Origin of the sequence: Rickettsia felis URRWXCal2 (assembly GCA_000012145.1) — a bacterium.
GTDB classification, from domain to species: domain Bacteria; phylum Pseudomonadota; class Alphaproteobacteria; order Rickettsiales; family Rickettsiaceae; genus Rickettsia; species Rickettsia felis.
In genome coordinates, this window is sequence record CP000053.1 from 1,147,145 (window position 1) to 1,164,967 (window position 17,823).

The following is a 17,823-nucleotide window of genomic DNA, read 5'->3' on the forward strand; positions in this document are numbered from 1 at the left end:
CTCTATGTTAAATTTACAAGGAAGATGCTCGCTTTAAGTTAAGACGTTTACATTTAAGCTTTTTAAAACTCATCACTATTTGTAGGATTAGTTTGTCCAACTAATTTATACCCCATATATTCTTCAAAAGCTTTTTCCAAATTAGACTGTACCACTTCTATAGGAAGACATTTTGGAGGGGTTATAGGGACATATTTTGCCGGTTTTATAAGTGCTTGATCTATAACATTCCGTTCATACTCTTGTAATATTTTTAGTATTTCCGTACTAGTATTATAACATGATGGAGTAAGACCTAAAGCATCTTTTTTTGTTACTAAAATAGGTTCTTCATTTAATAAAATTTCAATAATTTCTTTTTTATTATTAACCCCTGCAACTGCCGAATGTAAGACTGATAAACCCTGAGGAGTTGTAGAATTTATAGAATCCCGATTTACTTTTAAGATCTCTACTACCAACTTTTTTTTACCATGTTCCGCTGCTTCGTGTAATAAAGCATTGGGATTATTTTCAATACATACCTTTAATGCACTATTAAAAATTGCTATACCGTCTTTTGTTTTATCTTTAAGTAATTTTGCCAACTCATCTATATCGCTCTTTACTGATGTGGATTTCATTTCTATATCTGAATCGGGCGAACCTGGCCCCGGAGATTTATCTAAAGCCGATGTAGATAAAGTAGGTATTTGTTGTTTTCTCATTAATTCTCCTAAATTTATCAATGATGCAAATAGCAAATTATTACATAATCCGCTATTCGCATTAAATATCTATATTTTTGATTAGGAATACCATCTACTCCTCTGGGGAATGTCCCAAAAGATTTGAATATTGTGTATCTTCTTCTGAGTAAAAGGAAGGCTTTATTATTGCACCTTTAGGAGATATATACTTTCCTAAATTAGGTGCTAATTCTATCATGCAATCAATTAAAGTATCTTTTTTATCCTTAACTGCTAAATTCAGAATATCATATAACTTTGATCGGTGAGCATATAAGTGGTATCTTGTTATATCTAATAAATACTGTCCACAAATTTCTAATTTATTGTTTTCACGTAGATACTTAAAATAATTTAACGTATTTTCAGCATTACATAATCCTTCATCATAAAGGTTATATTGCCTATCCATTAATTCTCCTAAACTGCATAATTTTTCATAATATATGGTATTTTTCTTAGTCATTAATTCTCCTAAATTTATAAATTATTAATTATTTTAGGAGGAATTGCTAATTAGTTTTTTCCGTCATTGCGAGGAAATTATGAAATAATTGACGAAGCAATCTCAGGATATTTGACGAGATTGCCACGCAGCCTATGGCTGCTCGCAATGACGACTTTAGTATCCACGTAGGAATATTATAGTATAGTGAACAACACTGAGCTAATTTGCAATTCTCCTAAAATTAAGATTATAAATTTAGGAGTAATAACGCAACAAAACGAGTTGAATTGATTGCGACTTAATTGATTAAGAATTGTTAATTTATCACAATCGATTAGTTACTGAAGTTTTATATTTTCCATATCCCAATCATGAGAAACAGTATTATACTTTAATATATAAGGCTTGGTATCTATAGAATCCAAGGTTACATCGGCAATCATATCATCATGTGACGAGATGAGTTCGTTATAGCCAAAATTAGCATAGTAAGGTTGATAATTTTTAAATCTAACCGTTATAAATTTCTCTTTAGTAATAGCGGGTAAGAATTTCACCAAATCTTCAAGATTACTTAAGACCAAATCTTTCATCTCAAAAATTTGTAATCTATAAACATTTTTATAATCTTTAGTAAAAAATGTCGGTATAGAGCTAAAGCTACTACCAGATTGAACGGAGGCTATACTTAGAGCTTTAAGCGGGACACCCGATTTATTACTAAAATAATCATCGGCTTCAAAAAATACCGCACCGCCGAAATTTATCATTTTAGCGATTTTATTATTGTTTACATCATATAAATCTACTGCTTGTTCTAGCTTTTTTCCGTCACGAAATATAGTAAGTTTAATAGCTATTCCTTTAAAATTATCCATTTCTCTATCAAATAATGCTAGATTACCGCCGAGTTCCTTATCATTAACTGCCCAAATAATATCACCGGCTTTTAAAGATTTTTCAGCAGGCGAACCGGCTAGAACTGCCTTAACGCTTATCACTCTATTTCTACTATCAGGAAATTTATTTATATATTTATCCATTTCTTCTTTAGGGAAATTATGATGTCTAACTGCTTTATTTAAAGAATATAACTCGCTTATTATTCCTATATGCTTTCTGCTTGGTTGTTTATTACTCTTTAAACTTTCTAAGGTGCGAGCTACATAATCACCGTGCAGTGCTAGAGAATGAGTTTTACCGCCGCCGTATAATACTCCTATAGCCTCAATCTTATCATTTAGTACCGGTGAACCGCTAGCACCGCCGGTACTATTTAAATTAATAACATAAGTACATTGCGGCATTAAACCTTCAATATTATAAAGATCGGACAAATAACCGGTATGGAAAGAAAAACCTTTTGCTTCCGTGTTACCGACTACGAAAACCTTTTGATTTAACTTTGGAATCTCATTTGAGAAAGCTATTTGTGTTGCCGATGCCGGTATATCTTTGCTCTCTACTTTTAAAACGGCATAATCCTGCCAAATATCGTAATAGATAAGCTTTGCTTCTGCCTGCTCGCCATTATAAAAAGTAACAAAATAAGTTCCGATAGACGCACCACCGACAACATGAGTATTAGTAATTATATAACCGTTATTCTTATCGTTAATAAATCCCGTTCCTGTCCAACTACTTGTATCATCATATGCCGATACGGCAATTCTAGTATCAATTGTTACGATTGCTTTCTTCGCTTTTTCAAATATAGCACTGCTTGCTTCAGAAGATGCTAAAACTATATTATTTAGGAAAACTAAATTAATAATAAATAAAAGTTTTAGTAAAATCGGTAGTTTTTTCATTTTCACCTCTTGTAAAATCATTTAAGCCGCACTATATCAAATAAAAAGTCATAATAAAATAAAAAAAAGAAAACGAGGAATCTTATGGGAAAAGTAATAGGTATCGACCTTGGGACTACTAACTCTTGTGTTGCGGTCATGGAAGGTAAAGAGCCAAAAGTAATAGAAAATTCAGAAGGCGAGAGAACTACGCCGTCAATAATAGCTTTTGCAAACGGCGAAAAATTAGTCGGGCAGTCTGCTAAGAGACAAGCAGTAACCAACCCTCGCAATACTATATATGCAGTAAAGCGATTAATCGGTAGAAATTTCACCGATCCTATGGTTAAGAAAGACCAAGATATCGTACCGTATAGCATAGTTAAAGCCGACAACAATGATGCATGGGTCGAAGCTGATAACAATAAATATTCACCAAGCCAAATTAGTGCTTTTATTTTACAAAAAATGAAAGAAACCGCAGAGAATTATTTAGGCGAAAAAGTAACACAAGCAGTAATAACCGTGCCTGCTTATTTCAATGATGCACAACGTCAAGCAACAAAAGATGCTGGTAAAATAGCAGGTCTTGAGGTCCTTAGAATAATTAACGAGCCGACTGCTGCAGCTCTTGCTTACGGTTTTGATAAATCGGCAAGTAAAACTATTGCAGTATACGATCTTGGCGGCGGAACATTCGATGTTTCAATTCTTGAAATCGGTGACGGTGTTTTTGAAGTAAAATCAACAAACGGCGATACATTCCTTGGTGGTGAGGATTTTGATACAAGAATATTAAACCATTTAATAGATGTATTCAAAAAAGAAAGCGGTATAGATTTACGTAATGATCCTTTAGCACTTCAACGTTTGAAAGAAGCGGCAGAAAAGGCTAAAAAAGAGCTATCTTCCGCAGTAACTACCGATATTAATTTACCTTATATTACGGCTGATAGTACAGGACCAAAACATTTAAATATTAAATTCACTAGAGCAGAACTCGAAAAATTAGTAGATGATTTAATTGAAAAAACCGTTGAGCCTTGCCGTAAAGCATTAAAGGATGCAGGTTTAAAAGCTTCTGATATTCAGGAAGTAGTACTTGTCGGCGGTATGACCAGAATGCCGAAAGTACAAGAAGCCGTAAAGAAATTCTTTGGGCGTGAACCGCATAAAGGCGTAAATCCTGATGAGGTTGTAGCACTTGGTGCTGCTATTCAAGGCGGAGTACTTAACAGAGAAGTAACGGATATATTATTATTAGACGTTACGCCTCTATCTCTTGGTATTGAAACCCTTGGCGGCGTATTTACAAGGTTAATCGATCGTAATACTACTATACCTACTAAAAAAAGTCAGGTATTCTCAACTGCTGACGATAATCAGCATGCCGTAACTATTAGAGTGTTTCAAGGTGAACGTGAAATGGCAGCTAGTAATAAATTACTCGGTCAGTTTAATCTTGAAGGCATACCTCCGTCGCCTAGAGGTGTTCCACAAATAGAGGTAACATTTGATATTGACGTTAATGGAATAGTGCATGTTTCGGCTAAAGATAAAGCAAGCGGTAAGGAGCAGAAAGTAACTATTCAGGCTTCCGGCGGTCTTAGCGATGCCGAAATCGAACAAATGGTTAAAGATGCTGAACAGAATGCCGATGAAGATAAAAAGCGTAAAGAGCTTATTGAAGCAAAAAATGCTGCCGATAGTTTAGTTTATTCTACTGAAAAGAGTCTTACGGAGTATGGTGATAAATTATCATCAGAAGATAAAGGAGCTGCTGAAGAAGCACTATCTGCTTTAAAAGCTGCTCTTGAGTCGGAAGATGCTGCTTTGATTAAAGAAAAGACAGAGAGCTTAACTGCAGCTAGTATGAAAATCGGTGAAGCAATGTATAAAGCACAAAGCGAAAGCCAGCCTGCTGAAGAAAATACTGCTAACGATGAAAAAGTAGTAGATGCCGATTTTCAGGATGTAGAGAAGAAGTAGAAGTAATTTCGTCATTGGGCGTGGGCATCCCCCGTCATTGCGAGGAGCGAAGCGACGCGGCAATCTCGTGCCAAACTCCTGAGATTGCTTCGTCAAATTACTATGTAATTTTCCTCGCAATGACGTTACAATCTCATTTTATAAATTAAATTATGTCACAAGATTATTATCAAATACTAGGCGTTAGTAAAACAGCTAGCCAAGCTGATCTTAAAAAAGCCTACCTCAAATTAGCCAAGCAATATCACCCTGACACTACTGACGCTAAAGATGCTGAAAAGAAATTTAAAGAAATAAACAGTGCTTATGATGTTCTAAAAGACGAGCAGAAAAGAGCCGCTTACGACCGCTTTGGGCATGATACTTTTCAATATCAACAGTCACGAGGGGGAGGAGGAAATCACGGCGGTTTTCATCCTGATATTAACGATATTTTTGGCGACTTCTTTAGTGACTTTATGGGAGGTGGTAGAAGAAAGCCTACATCAAGCAAGGCTAGAGGTTCGGATTTAAAATATGATCTGACAATTAACCTAGAGGAAGCATTTCACGGTATAGAAAAAAATATTAGTTTTTCTAGCGAAGTAAAATGCGATACTTGCCACGGCACTGGTTCTGAAAAAGGTGAAACCGTAACTACTTGCGATGCTTGCGGCGGTGTTGGAGCGACTAGAATTCAGCAAGGGTTCTTTACGATCGAACAGGCTTGTCACAAATGCCAAGGTAACGGACAAATTATAAAAAATCCTTGTAAAAAATGTCATGGCATGGGACGTTACCATAAGCAACGAAATTTATCAGTAAATATTCCTGCCGGTGTTGAAAATGCAACTCGAATAAGACATCCGGGCGAAGGTGAAGCAGGTATTAGAGGCGGTAATAGCGGTGATTTATACGTTGATATAGCGATAAAACCTCATGATATTTATAAGGTAGACGGAGCAAATTTACATTGTAAACTACCTATTAGCTTTGTGAATGCCGCTCTTGGAGGCGAGATAGAAGTGCCGATAATTGAAGGTGGGAAAGTCAACTTAACAATTCCGGCAGGCACGCAAAACGGTGATCAATTAAGGCTACGCAGCAAAGGTATGTCTAAAATGAGGTCAACTATTAGGGGTGATATGCTTACACATATTCATGTCGAAGTACCTAAAAATTTATCTAAAAGACAACGTGAACTACTAGAAGAATTCAAAAAAGAATCCATAAATGAAAAAGAAAATGACGGTAGCTTTTTTAATAAAATGAAAAGTCTATGGTCATGAATTTTATTTAACTTTCCTATAGAAATGAAACCTCCGATGTTATAAAATATTATAGTCATATGTCATTCCCGCGTGGACGCCAAATCGTCATTGCGAGGAGCGAAGCGACGTGGCAATCCAGCAAAAATAATTAAAAAAATTCTGATTTATAGAATTTTTTACTAGATTGCTTCGTCAAAACTTATAGTTTTTCCTCGCAATGACGTAAAATAATTCACAATTACTGGAGGTTTCTATGCCTTATAAAAATAATAACGATTTACCCGATTCAGTTAAAAATCATCTTCCAAGCCATGCTAAGGATATTTATCGCGAAGCTTTTAATCACGCATTTGAACAATATAAGAGACGCGGAAATGACTCTAGAGAGACAGTTGCACATAAAGTAGCATGGTCGGCCGTTGAAAAAAAATACCATAAAAATGATAAAGGACATTGGGTAGAGAAATAAAGCAAAAAATATCTCAAAATAGAAAGTCAATCAAAAACCTTCAAAAAATCTAGGTTCTGTGTACTTTTGATTAATGATTATAATTATGAAATATTTTTAAGCGAAAATTAATAAGATTTTTGAAGGAATAGTTATTCATATTTCAAAAAAATCTTATAATTTGCAGCTAAAAAGAGTCATAATTATGATTATTCTATTAAAAGTACACAGGACCTAAGCTCCTATATTATTGTTTTTTTATTACATTTTAAGTGCAAAGAAGTCTTATAAAATCTAATATTAGGATTTTTCTTGATTTATTATTAAAAACCTATATGCTAGCGATTTTTAATAATTTTGAAATATCTAATGTTACTTTACCAATTCTACAAATTTAATTCAAATAATTGAAAAGAATAATAAAAAAAGACCAATCTAGTGTTATTAACTATATAAATGATCAAAAACTTCTACATTTAGCAATAAGAGCAGGATATAAAAATATAGTGGAATACTTGCTTAAGAAAGGAGCTAATCCTAATATACAAAATAATAATGGCGAAACTACGTTACATTTTGCCGCCATGAATGGTTGCGTAAGAACTATAGAGTGCCTTATAAAAAGTGGGGCAATAATAGATAGTTTTGATAAGTTTGAGAGAACTCCTTTAGAACTTGCAATTAATAGCGGAAATACAGACGCAGTTAAGTTATTTTTACAATATGAAGCTACTATCGGTAATACTCTAAATCAATATCTAAATATACTAGTAAAGAATTAGTAAATTTATTATATGCAGAACATACCTTACAAAAAATAAAAGAGGACATATGTGTATTACAGAAAGTAGGGATAAGCTTTATTCCTACTAATCAAGAAGAAATAAAACATCTCTTAGAGTTTAAAAAAAGTGAATGAAACAAAACTCTAACAACACATAATATATTAGATAAAAATTTTCAAAAATATTTAAATGCTTTATTTCATGTAAAGAAATATCATGACTGTAAAAATGAAAAATTTGAACATAAGTTTTATAATGCTTATATTAATGCTGAAGCAGTTAACCAGCCAGTTTTATCTTTAAAAATATTGTCATTAGCTACAGTTAATAACTTCTTTAATACGGATGATTTAATTAACGATAATATGATAAAAGATGTGCTTACTCAATGCGATATTAATTTATTAGGAAATAATCCGCTTATAGAGGAGCCTACTATATGATTTTATTGTAAACACCAACAATTTATATTATGTTATTAATTGAATCCTTGAAATTCTTTAAGCCTATATGTATATTTAGTTATTAACTGAATTTAAGTTCCTATGAAATTAACAAAATTATTAAGCATCCTTTTCATTATAGGCCTATCTTTAAGTGGCTGTAAAAGCAAAAAAAACAGTGATGATATAGTAGTTCCTATCCCTACTCTTTATAACGAAGGTGTTAGTTTGTTAGAAAAGAAAAAATATAAGAAAGCTGCGGAAGAATTCGGAAGAGTATTTTACCAACATCCGGGTAATGAAATGACCCCACAAGCCGAATTGATGCAAGGCTATTCTTTATTCCTCGCCGCTCAATATGAAGAAGCGGTTGACGTGCTTGATATGTTCATCAACTTGCACCCTGCAAATGTTGACATTGCTTATGCTTATTACCTTAAAGCTCTATCATATTATATGTTGATTTCTGACGTAAATCATGATCAATCTAGAACTTTCTTAGCTAAAGATAGCTTTGAAGACGTAATAGGGAAATTCCCAAATACTAAATATGCTATTGATTCATCTTTAAAAATCGACTTAGTAAACGATCATTTAGCAGGTAAAGAGATGATGGTAGGTCGGTTCTACTTAAAGAAAAAGAACCCGATGGCAGCTATTAATAGATTTGAAGAGGTAATTGATAATTATCAAACTACTTCTCACTCGGTAGAAGCTCTTTACCGTTTAGTCGAAAGCTATATGATGCTTGGGTTAGCTGATGAAGCAAAAAAATATGCCTCGGTGCTAGGTTATAACTATCCTGATAGCCAGTGGTATAGTTACGCATATAAGTTGGTCAAAGGTTATACTCGATGAACTTCAAAAATTGGCGTTGTCGTTCTACAAAATCTGCGGTGCTCACGTATTATTATACGCTCCGCTCCTCGATTTGTGAACTCCTAGCTCTTTTTGAAGTTGATCTTCGTATAACTACTCTTCATTTACTTGAAGTATACAAATAAAGAATAGCATATGTTTCATAGTCTCTTAGTTAAGAACTTCATTCTGATAGACGAGCTGGAAATTGAGTTTAATAAAGGTTTATGCGTTATTACCGGTGAAACGGGAGCCGGTAAATCTATTTTACTTGACGCTATTTTATTTTGCCTTGGTTATAAAACTTCAAACAATATAATAAAGCGTGGAAAAGATTACGCTGTTGTTAATATAATATTCTCTTTAAATGAAGAGATAAAAAACTTTCTAATCCAAAATTTTATTGAGCCTGAAGAGTTATTGCTTGTAAAATGTTTGCAAAAAGCCGAAGGGCGAAAAAATTTTTTTATTAATAATCAAGTAGTTAATAAAGCTATAATGCAGCAATTAGCTACTTATTTATTTGAACTTCATGGACAAAATAATAATATTTCCCTTCTAGAAGCAAATACGCAGCGTGATATTTTAGATAGTTACGGAAATCTTTTGGACTTCCGAGCCGAGCTTTCCAAATGTTATCAGACTTGGCAAAATACTCGGAAAGAAATTGCTGAAATAACACTTAAACAAAATTCTATAGACCAAGAAATCGATTATTTGAGCTTTGCAACGGAAGAATTAACTAAGCTGAATATTCAAATAGGTGAAGAAGAAAAATTAGCAAATATACGAAAAGATTTGCAAAATAAAGATAAGGATTTACAGTTAATAAAAGATGTTCTAGAACAGATTAATAACCCCGAAATAAATACATCGATTAATAGAGCAGAGAAATTATTAGCAAGGCAAGGCGATAATGAGCGTTTTGAAGCTATTGCTACAAGCTTAGAAGAAGCCTATAATAACCTAGAAGAAGCACGCCAAGGATTATCAAATCTGTTAGATAGTTTTAATTATGAGGAATATAATCTTGAAGAAACAGAAGAACGATTATTTTTAATAAAAGCTATTAGCCGCAAATATAATGTTCCTGCTGATGAATTAGGTATATTTTTAGATAAATCTTTAGAGCAACTCGGTATATTAAAAAACAAAATAGCGAATAGTAATGAGTTAAAAGCTCAAGAAATGCTATTACAGAAAAAATATTATGAACTAGCAAGCGATTTATCTGTAAAGCGTCTTATTGCCGCAAAACATCTAGAAGAATCGTTGCATCAGGAGCTAAAACAGCTTAAAATGGCGAAAGCAATTTTTGAGATTGAGATAATCGCCGGAAAAGAGCCGACAGCCAGCGGCAATGACGATATTGTGTTTAAAGCTTCTACTAACCCCGGAATGGCAACCGAAGCAATCAATAAAATCGCTTCCGGCGGTGAATTATCAAGATTCATGCTTGCTTTAAAAACTTCTTTGTTTGATAAAATGGTAAAACCATCTATTATATTTGATGAAATAGATGTTGGGATTGGCGGAGAGGTCGCAGATAAAGTAGGTGAGCGATTAAAAAAACTTAGTAGCGTTACTCAAGTAATAGTTATTACGCACCAGCCGCAAGTAGCAGGTAAAGCAGATTTGCATATAAAAATAGAGAAAACACAGCTAGAGAAAGAAACAAAAGTAACGGTAAAAGCTTTAAATTTAGCTGAGAGACAGGAGGAACTCGCCCGCATGATTTCAGGTAAAACAATCACCGAAGCAAGTTTAAAAGCAGCAAAAGAGTTGTTGCATTTGTAATAATCGTCATTGCGAGGAGCGAAGCGACGCGGCAATCTCATGAAATAGTATAAAACTCCTGAGATTGCTTCGTCGAATTACCACGTAATTCTTCTCGCAATGACGACCTAGGCACGGAATGACAATAGGAAAAAAATATGAACAACAACTACACAAAATTAGAAAACGAATTTGCGACCATTTCGCATTTTAATAATATATTGGGCATATTATACTGGGATATTGCCGTAAATATGCCTATGGGTTCAGGTGAGAGTAGAACAAACGAAATAGTAACTTTAACGTCGCTCGTTCACTCGCTGCTCAAATCTCCTATGCTAAAAGAGTTAGTTAGCAAGGCAAAAGAAGAATCAAAGAGTCTTGACGATTGGCAAAATGCTAATATTAGAGAGATTGAGAGGCAAATAATAGATGCGAATTGTATTGACGAGCAGCTACAAAAGAAACTAGTAGCAGCAACTACCAAAGCTGAACTTGTTTGGCGAGAAGCAAGAAAAAATAATGACTATAATTTATTCAAACCGCATTTACAAAAAGTTTTGGATTATACGAGAGAAGTTGCTAAAGTACGAGCAGATGCTTTTAATTGCGGATTATACGACTCATTAATAGATATGTTTGATCCAAACAGAAAAAGTAGCGAAATCAAGCAAGTTTTTTCAGTGCTTAAAAAAGAACTCCCACAGCTCATAAATAAAGTTTTAGAAAAACAGAAAAGCGAGAAAGAACTAGTAAAGAACGCCGAACTAGCTCCTGAAATGCAAAAGCGTATCGGAAAACGCATTATGGAAATTATGCAGTTTGATCTAACAAAAGGACGATTAGACGAATCTACTCATCCTTTTTGCGGTGGAACACCAAACGATATACGTTTAACTACTAGGTATTATAAAGATAATTTCATAAGAGGTTTAATGGGAATTATTCACGAAACAGGTCATGCTCTATATGAGCAGAATCTACCGGAAATGTATAAAGGACAGCCGGTAGGACATCCTAAAGGTATGGCTTTTCATGAAAGCCAGTCTTTATTTATGGAGATGCAAGTAGGTAGATCAAGAGAATTTACGGAATTTTTAGCTAAATTACTTCGAGACGAATTTGCTTTTAAAAGCGAAGAATATTCAGCAGAAAATTTATATAGAAAGATTACTATTATATAGAAAGATTACTAAAGTTAAACCTGATTTTATAAGAGTGGATGCAGATGAAGTAACTTATCCATTGCATGTAATATTGCGTTTTGAGATAGAGGAGCTACTCATCACCGGTGATTTGAATCTTGATGAGCTACCAAGCTTTTGGGATAATAAGATGCAAGAATATTTAGGCATTAAACCGGTAAGCTTTAGTAATGGCTGTCTTCAAGATATTCACTGGTCACACGGAAATTTCGGTTACTTTCCCGCCTATACAAACGGTGCAATTATCGCATCAATGGTGATGAAAAAAGTAAAAGAGATGTATCCTAATATAAAAGATGATATATTAAAGGGTGATTTTAGTAATCTAAATAATTATCTAAATAAGAATTTTAGAAATCTCGGTTCGTTAAAAAATTCAGCCGATTTATTAAAAAGTGCTAGCGGTGAGGACAAGATAAATCCTGAAGTGTATATAGGGTATTTAGAAGGGAAATATTTATAGGCGAATAACCGATGTCATCCCGTGGCCCCGCCACGGGATCCAGAAAAACAATAAAAAATACTAATAAATTTAGTATTTTAACTGGATCCCGGGAACTTCGTCCCGGGATGACACCAAAAAGGACTGGATTCCCGCCTACGCGGGAATGACATACTTATGTGCAATCAAACAATAATATGGAAGAAGACTTAAAAAAAACAGGTTATTTATTTGGTGGGAACGCCGTTTTTGTTGATGAGCTATATAGGCAATATTTAGCCAATCCCGCCTCGGTTGATCAAACTTGGCAAGAATTTTTTGCCGGCATTAAGGATAATAGTACCGTGCTTAATAAAAGTACTGCAAAGATAATTATTCCTTATGAAATAAAAAAAGAACCGTTAAATAATAATCTATCTTCTGAAGTCTTAAATAACAGACACCTTGCCAAACCAGCTTATAGAGAGGAATTTAAAGGAGACACGGAACGCAGCACCGCAGCGTATATAGACATACGTGAGGATGCGAGTACCGGATCGACGTCTAAATTACCTCTAGAAGCGAAGTTTGGCAAGATGTCTAGTTTAAAAGCTAAAGAAATGATCAATACTTATCGCAAGCATGCTCACTATTTAGCGAATCTTGACCCGCTTGGTCTTGAGCTACGTAAAACAAAAAATGATTTAAAGCTTAATATAGAAACTTTTGGCCTTGATAACAGTCAACTAGAGAAAAATATCAATATTACGGATGAATTTGTTGGTAATTGGAACTGTAAATTATCTGAATTAGTTACCAAACTCGATAAAACTTATACGGGTTCCATCGGGGTTGAATTTGAACAAATAGAAAATGTAGAAGAAAAAAATTGGTTATATAATAAGTTAGAAAGTGAAGTTACATTTTCTTCTGAAGACAAAAAAACTATCTTAAATGATTTAGTAGAAGTAGAAGGGTTTGAGCAGTATTTACATACAAAATTTCCCGGAGCTAAGCGTTTTTCCGTTGAAGGGGGTGATGCTTCTATAGTTGCTATGAGTAAAGCTATAGATTTATCCATGAACCAAGGCGTTGAAGAAATCGTTATCGGTATGGCACATCGAGGGAGATTAAACACTCTGACTAAAGTAGTCGGCAAACCGTATAAAGCTGTCATTGCGGGCTTCATAAGCGGTAGCGTATTTCCTGATGAGCTAAATGTTTCAGGTGATGTGAAATATCATCTAGGCTATTCGTCCGATAGAACTATAGATAACAAGAAAATACATTTATCACTAGCTGATAATCCTTCACATTTAGAAGCGGTAAATCCTATAGTTGCAGGGAAAGTAAGAGCAAAACAGGATATTCTCGGAGATACTAAACGCAGTAAAGTTAAGGCTATTTTAGTGCATGGTGATGCTGCTTTTTGCGGTCAAGGCGTAGTTGCCGAAAGCCTATCAATGTCACCGCTTGCTGCTTATGATATCGGCGGAATATTACATTTCGTCATTAACAACCAGCTAGGCTTTACGGCAAATGCTGCAGATACTAGAGCTAGCAGATATTCTACGGAGTTTGCTAAAATCATAGCTGCTCCGATTTTACACGTTAACGGTGATGATATAGAGGCAGTGTTAAAAGCTACCAATATTGCAGTAGAATATAGGCAAAAATTCGGTAAGGATGTTGTAGTCGAAATTATTTGTTACCGCAAATACGGGCATAATGAGGGCGATGAGCCGATGTATACTCAAGGTAAGATGTATAACATCATTAAAAGCAAACCGACCCCTGGAAATATTTACGCAAATGAGTTAGTAAAAAGCGGTATAATTGATAATAATTATTTTGCTAAGTTAAAAGAAGAATTTAAAGCAAAGCTAGATAAAGAGTTTGAGCAAGCCAAGAATTATAAGCCGGAAGCACATTTCTTAGGTGGTTTATGGCAAGGCATTTCTCGTATTCGTACACAAGCTGCAATAACGGGCGTCGGAAAAAAAACATTACAAGATTTAGGAACTAAACTATGTGAAATACCGAAAGATTTTGCCGTTAATCCAAAACTTGTAAAATTATTTGAAGCTCGAAAAGCTACTCTGACTAGCGATCAGCCTATTGATTGGGCAACTGCTGAGCAGCTAGCTTTTGCAAGCTTGCTTAGCGAAGGCACAAATATAAGGCTAACCGGACAAGACTGCGGACGCGGTACTTTCTCGCATCGTCATTCAGTATTGCACAATCAAATTGACGATACTACCTATATACCTCTAAATAATTTATCTAAGACCCAAGCAAAATACGAGGTAGCCGATAGTAATTTATCTGAATATGCGGTACTTGGTTTTGAATATGGTTATTCACTCGCAAATCCAAAAAATTTAGTTTTATGGGAAGCACAATTCGGTGATTTCGCTAACGGTGCTCAGATTATTTTTGATCAGTTTATTTCAAGCAGCGAAACAAAATGGCTTCGTATGAGCGGACTTGTGGTCCTACTTCCGCACGCATTTGAAGGACAAGGACCGGAGCATAGTTCGGCAAGGCTTGAGAGGTTCTTGCAGCTAGCGGCTGAGGATAATATGTATGTTACATATCCAACTACTCCTGCCTCGATTTTCCACCTGCTACGTCGTCAAATACTTGATGATACCCGCAAACCGCTAATCATAATGTCGCCGAAATCATTATTACGTCATAAATATGCTGTATCTAAACTTGATGAGCTAGGCGAAAATACTACTTTCTTACCGGTTTTAGATGAGGTAAATAAAGTAGACACAAACAATATTACTAAAGTAATTTTATGTAGCGGTAAGGTATATTACGATCTATTTGAAATGCGTGGCAATAACAGTAATATAGCGATTATTAGGCTTGAGCAATTATACCCTTTTGAAAAAAAACTTGTAGCATCACTATTAAAAAAATATAATAGGACGCAGGAATTTATTTGGTGTCAGGAAGAACCAAAGAATATGGGAGCTTGGCGTTATATAGTTTCTCACTTAAACGATGTTTTAAAAGAAGCAGGAATTAATAACGAATTTAAATATGTAGGTAGAGAGGAATCAGCCTCTCCGGCAGTAGGCTCGCTGCAAGCACATAATAAACAGCAAGAGAAGCTATTAAAGGAAGCATTGGGGATGTGATTCTTGAGGTATATTGCCTAAGAAATCGTCATTGCGAGCGACTGATGGCGTTGCCATCATGGATACCCGAATCGTCATTGCGAGGAGCGAAGCGACGTGGCAATCTCGTCAAATCTCCTGAGATTGCTTCGGCGAATTACTTTGTAATTCTTCTCGCAATGACGGCTTTGGTCTCCATGCAGGCAAGGCCTTCTCACAATGACGATAAAAATATAGGAGTAAAATAAATTATGAGCGTTAAAATTATAGTACCGTCACTTGGCGAGTCCGTAACGGAAGCAACTATTGCCAAGTGGTATAAGAAAGAAGGCGATCCGGTTAAAACCGATGAGTTACTGTTAGAAATCGAAACCGAAAAAGTAACTTTAGAAGTTAATGCTCCTTGCGATGGTACTATAGGTAAAATATCGAAAACTGACGGTGCAAATGTAGCAGTTGGCGAAGAAATAGGCGAAATAAATGAAGGGGCAGCTGCAAATACTGCCGGTACTAATAATGAATCTGCTAAAGCTCAAGCAGTTACGCAGCCTACTTCAGAAAAGCCTGTAGAGAAACCTGCCGTGGTTAATAATATTCTTGCTCCTTCCGTACAAAAATTAGTTACCGAAAATAAGCTTGATCCCAATAATATAAAAGGAACAGGTAGAGACGGTAGAATTACCAAAGGTGACGTGCTTGAAACAATAAACACACCGTCTGCTGCTACTTCTACTCCTACAGTAAACAAAACTAATGAAGAAAGAGTACAGCGTGTTCGTATGTCACGCTTGCGTAAAACTATTGCACAGCGTTTAAAAGATTCACAAAATACAGCAGCTATTTTGACTACTTTTAACGAAATCGATATGTCAAAAGTAATTGCCTTGCGTAATCAATATAAAGAAGAGTTTGAAAAAAAGCACTTGGTAAAACTTGGCTTTATGTCGTTTTTTGTTAAAGCAACAATTGAAGCTTTAAAGCTTATTCCGTCGGTAAATGCTGAAATAGACGGCGATGATTTAGTATATAAAAATTACTATGATATAGGTGTAGCTGTCGGAACAGAGCAAGGGCTTGTTGTACCGGTTGTTAGGGATGCCGATAAAATGGGATTTGCCGAAGTGGAAAAAGCTATAGGAACTTTGGCTAAAAAGGCTCGTGAAGGTAAACTTTCTATGGCTGATTTGTCAGGGGGGACATTCTCGATTTCTAACGGAGGCGTATATGGCTCATTATTATCTACACCGATTATTAATCCTCCTCAATCAGGTATTCTAGGCTTACATAAAACCGAGGAAAGAGCTGTAGTTATAGACGGTAAAATTGAAATACGTCCGATGATGTATATAGCTTTATCTTACGATCATCGCATAATTGATGGGAAAGAAGGAGTATCGTTCTTGGTAAAAATTAAAGAGCTTATTGAAAATCCAGAGAAGTTACTACTGAATTTGTAGAAAATGTTGCGGATATCATCACGTCATTGCGAGCAGCCGTAGGCTGTGCGGCAATCTCATGAAATAATAAAAAAATACTGGATTGCCACGTCGCTTCGCTCCTCGCAATGACGTGGTCTCGTTTTACTTTTTGAAAAAAAGTAAAATTATCCAAAGAAAGGAAGTATATATTAATGATAAAATGTACTCGTCGTATTGAGTTCGATGCAGGACATAGAATTATAGGACATCAAAATAAATGTCAATTCCTGCACGGTCATCGCTATGTTCTTGAGATCGCTATAGCCGCAAACAAAACCGATAAACTTGGTATGGTAATCGATTTTGGTTTAATTAAGGATGTAGCTAAAAAATGGATTGATGAAAATTTTGATCATAGCTTAATCCTACATCAAGACGATAAGGAAATGGGGCAGCAAATAGAAAATTGTACCGGTCAAAAAATATATTACATGCAGAATAACCCAACTGCAGAAAATATAGCGACGCATTTAAAGAATGAAATTTTTCCTAAACTTTTTGTAGGTCAAAACTTCTTCGTATCGAACCTCAAACTATATGAAACACCTAATTGTTTTGTTGAGGTTTAAGCGTGTATCTTTGTAAAATGAAGAGGAGTCATACGAAGATCAACTTGGAAAAAAGCAAGGAATTTGTAAGCCGAGGAGCGGAGCGTACAAAAGTACGTGAGCATCCGAGGACTTACAAAGAGGACGTAGCCAATTTTTCAAGTTCATCGAGTATGCAAGATTGCTGTTTAATTTTAACTACTACTAATGATTTGCAAATTGCCGAGAAAATAGCATCTGCTTTGTTAGAATTAAATCTTGCTGCCTGCATTCAAATTGAGGATATCAAAAGTTACTTTAGATGGGATGGTAGAGTAACTTTAGAAGCCGAATATAGACTTGTAATTAAAACAAAATCTTCTAATTATAACGAAATTGAAAATAAACTCCTTGAAATTCATAATTATGAATTACCGCAAATAATAAAAATAAATATTGACTATGGCTTTCAAAAGTACTTAGAATGGATTGACCAAAATAGTAAATAAACTTATAGTTGAACAAATTTAAAAATTAAGTAAGTAA

Annotated in this window: 14 protein-coding genes and 1 pseudogene; 12 read left to right on the plus strand and 3 right to left on the minus strand. The window is 34.9% G+C overall.

The features are described from left to right. Positions 1-62: 62 nt before the first annotated feature. From RF_RS05765 to RF_RS05775, 3 genes are all read right to left on the minus strand, one after another. On the minus strand, positions 63-707 hold the full coding sequence (locus RF_RS05765) for an ankyrin repeat domain-containing protein (RefSeq protein ID WP_011271392.1): 645 nt from the start codon (positions 705-707) through the stop codon (positions 63-65). Between the two features lie 94 nt (positions 708-801). Then, positions 802-1,194, minus strand: coding sequence for a hypothetical protein (locus RF_RS05770; RefSeq protein ID WP_011271393.1), 393 nt, complete (start codon positions 1,192-1,194; stop codon positions 802-804). Positions 1,195-1,514: 320 nt separating this feature from the next. Then, positions 1,515-3,008: a S1C family serine protease gene (locus RF_RS05775; protein ID WP_011271394.1), complete on the minus strand. Its 1,494-nt coding sequence runs from the start codon at positions 3,006-3,008 to the stop codon at positions 1,515-1,517. Between the two features lie 63 nt (positions 3,009-3,071). Between RF_RS05775 and dnaK the strand changes: the two genes are divergently transcribed. The 12 genes and pseudogenes from dnaK to cutA all read left to right on the plus strand — a co-directional run bounded on the left by dnaK (position 3,072) and on the right by cutA (position 17,786). Then, positions 3,072-4,955 carry a molecular chaperone DnaK gene (gene dnaK, locus RF_RS05780; RefSeq protein WP_011271395.1) on the plus strand — a complete coding sequence of 628 codons (1,884 nt, stop codon included), beginning with the start codon at positions 3,072-3,074 and terminating at the stop codon, positions 4,953-4,955. 152 nt (positions 4,956-5,107) lie between these two features. Next, a complete protein-coding gene (gene dnaJ / locus RF_RS05785) occupies positions 5,108-6,223 on the plus strand; it encodes a molecular chaperone DnaJ (protein WP_011271396.1) in 1,116 nt (371 codons plus the stop codon). 235 nt (positions 6,224-6,458) lie between these two features. Next, a complete protein-coding gene (locus tag RF_RS05790; RefSeq protein ID WP_011271397.1) occupies positions 6,459-6,674 on the plus strand; it encodes a ChaB family protein in 216 nt (71 codons plus the stop codon). Between the two features lie 386 nt (positions 6,675-7,060). After that, positions 7,061-7,435 carry an ankyrin repeat domain-containing protein gene (locus tag RF_RS08185; protein WP_011271398.1) on the plus strand — a complete coding sequence of 125 codons (375 nt, stop codon included), beginning with the start codon at positions 7,061-7,063 and terminating at the stop codon, positions 7,433-7,435. A 311-nt stretch (positions 7,436-7,746) separates the two neighbouring features. Beyond that, positions 7,747-7,881 (plus strand): hypothetical protein, encoded by a 135-nt coding sequence (locus RF_RS11595; protein ID WP_268747337.1) that lies wholly within the window; start codon positions 7,747-7,749, stop codon positions 7,879-7,881. Between the two features lie 102 nt (positions 7,882-7,983). After that, positions 7,984-8,739 carry an outer membrane protein assembly factor BamD gene (locus RF_RS05800; RefSeq protein WP_011271399.1) on the plus strand — a complete coding sequence of 252 codons (756 nt, stop codon included), beginning with the start codon at positions 7,984-7,986 and terminating at the stop codon, positions 8,737-8,739. Between the two features lie 156 nt (positions 8,740-8,895). Next, a complete protein-coding gene (gene recN, locus RF_RS05805; protein WP_011271400.1) occupies positions 8,896-10,536 on the plus strand; it encodes a DNA repair protein RecN in 1,641 nt (546 codons plus the stop codon). 137 nt (positions 10,537-10,673) lie between these two features. Then, positions 10,674-12,183, plus strand: a pseudogene (locus RF_RS05810) (carboxypeptidase M32). A gap of 176 nt (positions 12,184-12,359) precedes the next feature. After that, positions 12,360-15,293: a 2-oxoglutarate dehydrogenase E1 component gene (locus RF_RS05815; protein ID WP_041405326.1), complete on the plus strand. Its 2,934-nt coding sequence runs from the start codon at positions 12,360-12,362 to the stop codon at positions 15,291-15,293. A gap of 230 nt (positions 15,294-15,523) precedes the next feature. Then, positions 15,524-16,729, plus strand: coding sequence for a 2-oxoglutarate dehydrogenase complex dihydrolipoyllysine-residue succinyltransferase (gene odhB, locus RF_RS05820; protein ID WP_011271404.1), 1,206 nt, complete (start codon positions 15,524-15,526; stop codon positions 16,727-16,729). Between the two features lie 173 nt (positions 16,730-16,902). Continuing rightward, a complete protein-coding gene (locus tag RF_RS05825) occupies positions 16,903-17,319 on the plus strand; it encodes a 6-pyruvoyl trahydropterin synthase family protein (protein ID WP_011271405.1) in 417 nt (138 codons plus the stop codon). A 152-nt stretch (positions 17,320-17,471) separates the two neighbouring features. Continuing rightward, entirely contained in the window at positions 17,472-17,786 is a 315-nt protein-coding gene (cutA, locus tag RF_RS05830) for a divalent-cation tolerance protein CutA (RefSeq protein WP_039595166.1), read from the plus strand. Positions 17,787-17,823 lie beyond the last annotated feature (37 nt).